Consider the following 8195-nt stretch of genomic DNA (forward strand, 5'->3'; position numbering starts at 1 on the left):
CTAAAAACCTAAACTCTTTTGAAAAATATGTCTAACTTATAGGGGGTTAAGACATTTCATGTGATAAAAGTAGAATGAATAAATAAAAAGCAGATTAAGAAGGAATTAATATTTGATAAAGAAAATTAAGTTTAGGTTTCAATAAATTAAAATTCATAATTATATTTTTTAATAAAAGGTAAAAATAATTCGCGGGCGGAGCCGAAGGCTCCGCCCGCGATAATGATGGAAAGCAGATAATATATTTGTTTTACGATTTCTTAAAACAATCCTTTTGAAGTTTTTTCCGATTTGCGTTCAATATTCTTTTCGGTTTTATTTACCGTTTTACCTTTATTGAAACGATAGGTCAATTCAAACATCACAATGTTTTTCAAAATACTTATGTCGTAAAGTTTGGTTTCGGAATATGCTCCGGAATGAATGTAATTCCCTTGTTTGAAGTCAACACCCCAGGTAATAGGAGTAAAGTATACAAGCATTACACTCAATCTTTTCTTGAAGAAAGGTTGTTGTACAAACAGTATCCAGAAATCGTTGTTCCACATATTGTATCCTTGTGCTGTGATATATTTGCATAAACCGTTCTGATATTGAAAACCTGCAACACTTCCCGATTTTTCGTTTACATAAACCAATTGGTGCGACATGCTCATATCGTTTACATTATTTGTATAGCCTGCATATTCAATACTGCTATTGTAAAGGTTAACACTTGACTGAAGGAAAAGGCTTTTGCCAAACGGAACAGTCAGGTTTGCTTCAACTCCGTAGTTTTTATATTTACCAGAATTATGATAACTGTATTCGAATATGCTGTCGTTTTTCAATGAACCTGTTTCGGTAATATAATTGTTTGAGAAATGGAAGTATGGCTCAATGGTCAGCAAACCTCCGAGAATATTGCTCTGTAGAGAAATCTTATGTGTTACATCAGGACGTAATGATGGATTTCCGGTTCGTATGCTGTTCTGATCAATCACGTATGTAAAAGGATTGGTCTGGCTTATACTGGGGTAATTACTTTCCGAACGGTATTTTAATTTAAAGTCGACAACTTTTGAAGCTTTATATTTTAAATCGGTATAAGGTTGAAAAATGATATATGAATTCTTTTGCCCGTCAGCATTGGGTGTGCTGGTTTCTACTGCTAATCCTGCTTTTGCGCTTAACTTTTTACTTCCCTGCCATGCATAGTATGAGAAAAATTTATGACGTGTATCGGTATAATTGAAATCGGAAACGGTTGATTCTACAGTATATTCATTATTTTGATTTTGCCATGTGTTTCCGTAACCTAACTCTATACTTGAACTATTGCTGAAAGTATGAGTGTAATCAATATTAAGCGCTGTGCTGTTTTTGTCATTCGTTCCGTTTTCTATTCTTTTTATGATGGAATTTTCTTTGTAATTATTTATGTACTCTTCATGATAATTTGAGAATGTGAAATTTGAATTCAGCGAATTTTTATCATTATATTTTGCAGTATAAAATAAAGTGTTGTAATTACTGTTGCTCGATGTTTTATTAATTCCCTGGCTTAAAAAGTTATTGAATACATTTTCATTCATTAAATAATCAACATTATAATTTTCTTCTGTTATATTTTTTGAAAGAGGTGATACAGAATAATTACTTTCAAAGCTGATTGTATGTTTTGGATTCAGGTAATAGTCGGCTCCAACGGTGTAGTCGCTGCTGAACTGATGCATGGTAGCGTTCATGTCGTTCTTGTCAATAGGATTTTTGTCGATAGTTAAACCGCTCGAATATTCCTGCCTGTCGGTTGCTTGCAAATTGAAATTATTTAGGTTGCTTCCAAATTTACCATAAACATTTATCTTGTTGTAAACATAGTTTATAGTTCCGTTAGCACCATTCTGAATGAAAAGATAATCGGAGTTTTTTGTGTCAGGGTCAAGCATGAATCTATCATATAAGAATACTTCAGTACCCTGATAATCTTTTTTTTAAAATAATATTTATAACTGCCGAGTATCCTTCCAGTGCATAGCGTCCTCCCGGGTCACGGATAACCTCAATTTTTTTCAAACGTTCAGGAGAAATATTTTTAATGTATTCCTGGTCTTTTTCAAGTCCGTCAACCAGTATTATAACTTTTGAATCATTGTCAACTTTTATGGTATTACTGTACCTGTCAAGTTCAACACCATTTAGCTTAGTAAGTACATCGCGTGTGGTAGTTGCACCTGCTTTTAATTTGTCGGTTACGATCTGAACATCTTTATCAATAAGGTTTTCGTGCGATTCGCCTTTAACTGTGAAACCTTTTAAAACATTTTCGTTAGGATTTAACTTATAAACTCCAAGGAATTTATTTTCTGTAACCATCATCATTTCGGTAGTGTCGCTTGCATAACCCACATAACTTAGTAAAAAATAATATTGACCTGCTTCGAGCGAAACATTGAAAAATCCATTGTCGTCGGTAACTGTTCCGGTTATCAGACTGTCTTTTGAATTAAAAACTGATACAGAGCAGAATTCCAAAGCTTTTTTTGTTTGGTTATCTTTTACTTGTCCTGATATATCTAAAGTGTTTTTTGCGGATAGTATGTTGCAGCTTAGAAATATAATGCCGGCAAAAATTATTATTCGTTTCATGATTTATGTTTTAATGATGTTATTAAAATTCTTTGTATTCATCAGATTTGTTTATATGACGATTGACTATTATAAAAAGTTACTTGTGATTTTATTTATAATCAATGTCACCTAAATTTCTCATATTTGCATTACTGTTGAATTATGAAGAAACTAATTAAATACATGATTTCATTTATTAAAGATGATTTTAATATCTGGAGTTATGGTATTGCTTTTATATTTCTTGTTGCTGCAATCGGGTATAATTATTCAGTAGATTTTGAGCATAAAGTACTGGATAGTTATTGTAAGAAACCACCTTTGGGTATGGTTTTTTATTTTCTTTTTTATGCAGGTATATATTATCTAATGGTTTTACAAAAAACTTTTTCAGAAAATGTACAATATATTATTACCAAAAAAAAATTCTGGCTGAAAAGTTTTTTCTTTCTTTTACTATTGTCTACTGCTGTTGGATTTCCCATATTTGATAAGTGGGCAAACTCGTATAATGGTTTTGAAAACTATTACCTAAGTAAGTTAGCAGGAAATCTTCGTTTTGTGATTGTATTTATCATTCCGTTAATTATTATATGGAAATTCTTTGATAAAAAAACTGAAAATTTGTATGGACTGACATTAAAGCATTTTAATGCAAAACCTTATTTCATGATACTTCTCTTAGTACTGCCTTTGGTTATTGTTGCATCATTCCAGCCTGATTTTATACGGATGTATCCTAAATTCAAACCATGGTTCCCGCAAGGTGATGTATTTGGATTATCGCGTTTTCAGATGAGTGCAATTTATGAAGTTACTTATGCTTCGAATTTTATAATGATCGAATGGTTCTTTCGTGGTGCATTGGTTATAGGTATGGTGGCTATAATGGGACGGCATGCCATATTACCTATGGCTGTAACTTATTGCAGCCTGCATTTCGGGAAACCAATGGCAGAATGTATCAGCTCATTTTTTGGTGGATATTTTTTAGGGATAATTGCAATGTATACTCGAAGTATTTTTGGTGGTTGTATTGTCCATCTGGGAGTGGCTTTGTTAATGGAAGCAATGGCGATGATTCAGTATTATTTCATAATGGGAAAATAAATTTCAACTACATAGCATAATTTTCTAAGCTTAATTAACGTCAATAGTTCAAATGGTGTAAACTTGGAATTGAATACTAAGCCCTTTATATTTCCATCATTCGTGTTATCAGTGAAAATTATTATTTATTAATTGATGTTACGCAAAACCCAAAATAAAATTTTAAAAACTTTAATTAATAAGGATTTTAAGAGTATATGCCGTAGGCATAACCGCTTGGTAAAATATAAAATCACTATGAAGTTGTGTGCTGTAGGCACAACCCAATTAGCTGAACGTGCTTGAAAGCTATATAGTCTTGAAAGTTTAGTACCTACGGTACAATAATAAGTAAGTTGTACCTTTCTTTACCAAGCTGTTGTCCCTAACAGGACATAATAATAATAAAATAATGTTGTTTCGATATAAATAATGATTTTGCGTAACATCTGTTATGAAATCATAAAACTTCTCATCGATATTGAACCGTATTGAATTCCTTCGTATGTAAACTTAAGCATTTCATTTTTTTGTTTCATGCCTAAAATAGTAAGCATTGGGATGTAATGGTCGAAAGCAGGTATGGCATGTTTTATTTCATATCCCAGTGAATGTGGAGCAGTCAGCGATTTTATATCATTGTTTATTAAATTTTTTTTTAATTCTTCATCAGCTATTTTTGCCCATTCAAAAACTTCTGCATCGCGGCTTTCCCAATTAATGTCGCGTAAATTATGAACAAGATTGCCACTGCCAATAATCAATACATCTTCGTCGCGAAGGTATGCCAGCTTTTTCCCGTTTTCATAAAGTTGTTTTAGCGGAGCATATAAATCAACACTCATTTCAAAAACAGGAATGTTTGCATCCGGATAAATATGTTTTAGTAATGTCCATGCTCCATGGTCAAGTCCATAAGAGGAATCGATATTGAAATCATCAGGAAATTTTTTTGCAATACTTTTTGCAATTTTAGGAGCTCCTTTACAGGGATATGATATTTTATATAATTCATCAGGGAAGCCGAAAAAGTCGTATATCATTTGTGGTTCATTTGCTGTGCTAAAAAATGTTCCCCTTGTCATCCAGTGAGCGCTGATTACTATTATTGCTTTGGGTTCAGTTAGAATTTTGCCGAGATATTTAAGATGTTTTGTAAAACTGTTATCTTCAACAACATTGTTGGGAGAACCATGTCCTATGAATAATGCAGGCATTCTCATATATATCTGTTTGATGTTTGAAATTCAAAATTAAAGAATAAAATTAAAAAGAAACTTTATTAATTTTGAAAAAAATGACACCATGCAACAAATAGAAATTTTATTACCTGCCTTTAACAGGGGGTATCATTTGATTACCGATATTATTCTGAAACATTTGCCCGAATTACCAACAACAGGACTTTTAAATATATTTATTCAACACACCTCGGCAGGAATTACCATCAATGAAAATTTCGATTCAAGTGTAAGAAAAGATTTTGAATCATTCTTTAATAAATTAATACCTGACGGAAGTCCTTATTTCATTCATGATTCGGAAGGTGATGACGATATGCCCGCTCATTTAAAAACATCAATTATCGGGCAATCACTTACAATTCCAATCACAAATAGAAAATTAAATCTGGGTACATGGCAGGGAATCTACCTCTGCGAGTTCAGGAATAATGGGGGAAAGAGAAAGTTAGTTATTTCAATTTATAGTTAATAAATAACTGGTAAAACTCATTAGAGAAATTAAAAATTTAATTCCAAGCTCCAACCCCCAAATACAAAATCGATAATATTTTTTAAGAATTCGGATATAGTATTTTATTTAAATTTATTCCTAGATTAAATGACCATAGCCTGTTTCTAACCAATAAATATTCAGTACGTACAGGTTTTAAGATATCTGTACTGGCTTCGAAATCGACCCAGATTGTATTACGTATTTCTACTCCAATGGCGCCAAGCACACCCACATCAAAACGTTTATAATGTTGATAACTATACATATTATTCGAATTGTCATAATAATTATCAATGTTTTTATTTAAAAGAAAATCTGTCCTAAAGCCAACTTGAAGATAAGGATTGATATTTGCTTTATTCATATGGATTTTTCCTGTGATATCAAGGTTTAAATAATCGAAAGTATTTTTATTGCTGTAATTTTTTTGTTCATTATATATATCAAGTGTTTGTATTGGTTCGATAAATCCTTTACGACAATAACCTAGCTTTAATAATGCGTTTAAATGATTAAAGTATTGTTTTTCAGCAAATGCACTAATACCCATTGTATATAAGTTATTCCATTGATACCGACTGCTGCTTTTCTCAGAAGGTTCTCTTAAAACCTGGTTGGCAACGTTGAACTTAGGGTTAATGCCGTACTTAATCTTTTGCCCATTTACAAACGAAATGATACATGTTGTAATAATCAATACACAAATTGTTTTTTTCATAATTTTATTTTTTTAGGTTAAACAATATAAAGAGTGTATCAATTTATTCATAGAATATTTTTCCTTGCTTAACGAGATAGGAAGAATATTATTGCGAATGGAAAATTATTATATAAGAAAAATCACTTATTGATTTTTGGATTGGTAATCAGAATTCTTAAATTAAAAATCAAAATCACTTTAAATTAAGTTTCACGTTTAGTTCTTTAGTAGTTTGTCCTTCATACCAGTCGCCATCGCCATTGGTGAATTGTGGATTCTGAAAAGATATTGTTGTGTCCAGATTTTGGTAGCTGCCGTTGTCTGTACTGTCAACATCTTTGAAATGCAATGTGAATGTTTGATTTTCGGGAAAAGCATTCATGATAAGTATATAATTTCCGGCAAGATCACTGTAAACTGAATCTTGTGAAACCACTTTTATGTTTTTAATTTTTGCACCTGTACTGTCGGATGCGATACAACCTTTAACAATAAAATCTGCATTAGGACATCCATATTCTGCCTGAATACCACCTCCGTTATTTTTATCACATGACGATAAAATTCCTAATGCGCTTAATAATAATACAAGAAGGGTATTATATTTTTTGAGAAAGTATTTTTTCATTTTAGTATTTTTTATAAAGGTATATATTTTTGTAAAAGTGTTGGATTCATTGTTAAATAATCTTAACTAATTATTTAGAACAATTCTTGATAATGATTTTATTAAATTGTACCTTTGTTTAGAAATTTTAATTCGATGGACTTAAAAAATATAAAACGGGTTGAATTGAAAGTTGATGGCATGGGCTGCACCAATTGTGCATTGGGAATTAAAAAGCAATTGGAAAAAGAAGGCTTTCATGATGTGAATGTTGATTTTGCATCGGGTGAAGTTAATTTTTCTGATGCTGATAAAACCCTTGTGCAGAAAGCGATTCAGAAAATTCAGTCGATGGGATATACGGTGCTTGAAGATGTGCATGGCGAAAAAAAAAACTTCCTGACCATTGAAGTTGAATTTATTGTTTCGTTGATATTTACATTGCCTTTACTGGTAGCAATGTTCTTGCCTTTTCATTTTTTGCATCAACCGGTTTTTCAGTTGGTGCTTTCAATCCCTGTATTTCTGATTGGTTTATGGCATTTCGGACGCAGCGCATTTCAATCACTGAAATCGGGTGTGCCGAATATGGATGTGTTGATTATACTTGGCGCAACGGCTTCTTTTATTTATAGTTTATATGGAACCATTTTTAATTTAGGTCATGATTACCAGTTCTACGAAACCACAGCAAGCATTATAACTTTAATCTTGTTGGGAAATCTTCTGGAGCATCGTTCTGTAAAGCGCACTACATCTGCAATTGATGAATTGGTGAAACTTCAGAAAATAAAAGCTAAAAAAATAATTATTTCTGAAGATGCTGAAAATATTGAAGAAATTGATGCATCAAAAATTAAAAACGGTGAACGTTTTTTAGTAAATACAGGTGATAGAATCCCAACCGACGGCACAATATACTGGGGTCATGGCAGCATTGATGAATCGATGATTTCGGGAGAAAGTATTCCTGTTGATAAGACAAAGAATGATAATGTTGTTGGCGGCACAATTCTTTTAAATGGAAGTATAAAAATAATTGCAACTGCAACAGGTAAAGATACTGTGCTTTCTCAGATTATCGAAATGGTTAAGCGTGCCCAGCAAGACAAACCTCGCATGCAAAATCTTGCGGATAAAATTTCTGCCATATTCGTTCCATTGGTTGTTGGAATTTCAGTAATTACTTTTTTGATTTCATTTTTATTTGCAGGTGTTTCATTTCAATCATCGCTCATGCACAGCATTGCGGTTTTGGTTATTGCCTGTCCGTGTGCATTGGGATTAGCTATACCAACCGCAGTAATCGTAGGGATTGGACGTGTGGCAAAAAACGGAATATTAATAAAAGGTGGAAGTACACTTGAAAAATTTTCTGAGATAAAACAAATTGTTTTTCATTAGTGTCCGACTAAATTTTAAAACAATTTAAATTGATAAACAGGAACGGCA

8 protein-coding genes are annotated in these 8195 nt (G+C 32.1%); 3 read left to right on the plus strand and 5 right to left on the minus strand.

What is annotated here, in order from left to right; translation table 11 throughout:
- Positions 1 to 260: 260 nt before the first annotated feature.
- Positions 261 to 1928 carry an outer membrane beta-barrel protein gene (locus tag PKK00_14720; GenBank protein ID HNW99657.1) on the minus strand — a complete coding sequence of 556 codons (1668 nt, stop codon included), beginning with the start codon at positions 1926 to 1928 and terminating at the stop codon, positions 261 to 263.
- 22 nt (positions 1929 to 1950) lie between these two features.
- A complete protein-coding gene (locus tag PKK00_14725) occupies positions 1951 to 2628 on the minus strand; it encodes a TonB-dependent receptor (protein HNW99658.1) in 678 nt (225 codons plus the stop codon).
- Positions 2629 to 2772: 144 nt separating this feature from the next.
- Between PKK00_14725 and PKK00_14730 the strand changes: the two genes are divergently transcribed.
- Positions 2773 to 3720, plus strand: a complete 948-nt coding sequence (locus tag PKK00_14730; GenBank protein ID HNW99659.1) for a CPBP family intramembrane metalloprotease — start codon at positions 2773 to 2775, stop codon at positions 3718 to 3720.
- Positions 3721 to 4151: 431 nt separating this feature from the next.
- On the opposite strand, the gene ygiD is transcribed toward PKK00_14730, so the two are convergent.
- Positions 4152 to 4916: a 4,5-DOPA dioxygenase extradiol gene (ygiD, locus tag PKK00_14735; GenBank protein HNW99660.1), complete on the minus strand. Its 765-nt coding sequence runs from the start codon at positions 4914 to 4916 to the stop codon at positions 4152 to 4154.
- An 88-nt stretch (positions 4917 to 5004) separates the two neighbouring features.
- On the opposite strand from ygiD, the gene PKK00_14740 reads away from it, so the two are divergent.
- Positions 5005 to 5412 carry a secondary thiamine-phosphate synthase enzyme YjbQ gene (locus tag PKK00_14740; GenBank protein ID HNW99661.1) on the plus strand — a complete coding sequence of 136 codons (408 nt, stop codon included), beginning with the start codon at positions 5005 to 5007 and terminating at the stop codon, positions 5410 to 5412.
- Between the two features lie 82 nt (positions 5413 to 5494).
- Here the strand turns inward: PKK00_14740 and PKK00_14745 are convergent, their stop codons facing one another.
- Positions 5495 to 6154, minus strand: coding sequence for a porin family protein (locus PKK00_14745; protein HNW99662.1), 660 nt, complete (start codon positions 6152 to 6154; stop codon positions 5495 to 5497).
- A 175-nt stretch (positions 6155 to 6329) separates the two neighbouring features.
- The gene (locus tag PKK00_14750) at positions 6330 to 6764 is read right to left on the minus strand and encodes a radical SAM-associated putative lipoprotein (protein ID HNW99663.1); all 435 of its coding nucleotides are present in this window, start codon (positions 6762 to 6764) and stop codon (positions 6330 to 6332) included.
- Positions 6765 to 6899: 135 nt separating this feature from the next.
- Here PKK00_14750 and PKK00_14755 point away from each other — a divergent pair, with 135 nt between their 5' ends.
- Entirely contained in the window at positions 6900 to 8147 is a 1248-nt protein-coding gene (locus PKK00_14755) for a cation-translocating P-type ATPase (protein ID HNW99664.1), read from the plus strand.
- Positions 8148 to 8195 lie beyond the last annotated feature (48 nt).

The sequence above is a fragment of the Bacteroidales bacterium genome, from assembly GCA_035353855.1.
GTDB lineage: Bacteria > Bacteroidota > Bacteroidia > Bacteroidales > CG2-30-32-10 > DAOQAK01.

Coding starts and splice junctions, on each gene's coding strand:
- PKK00_14720 (HNW99657.1), bottom strand. CDS start 1,928: ATGCTTGACCCTGACACAAAAAACTCCGATTATCTTTTCATTCAGAAT.
- PKK00_14725 (HNW99658.1), bottom strand. CDS start 2,628: ATGAAACGAATAATAATTTTTGCCGGCATTATATTTCTAAGCTGCAAC.
- PKK00_14730 (HNW99659.1), top strand. CDS start 2,773: ATGAAGAAACTAATTAAATACATGATTTCATTTATTAAAGATGATTTT.
- ygiD (HNW99660.1), bottom strand. CDS start 4,916: ATGCCTGCATTATTCATAGGACATGGTTCTCCCAACAATGTTGTTGAA.
- PKK00_14740 (HNW99661.1), top strand. CDS start 5,005: ATGCAACAAATAGAAATTTTATTACCTGCCTTTAACAGGGGGTATCAT.
- PKK00_14745 (HNW99662.1), bottom strand. CDS start 6,154: ATGAAAAAAACAATTTGTGTATTGATTATTACAACATGTATCATTTCG.
- PKK00_14750 (HNW99663.1), bottom strand. CDS start 6,764: ATGAAAAAATACTTTCTCAAAAAATATAATACCCTTCTTGTATTATTA.
- PKK00_14755 (HNW99664.1), top strand. CDS start 6,900: ATGGACTTAAAAAATATAAAACGGGTTGAATTGAAAGTTGATGGCATG.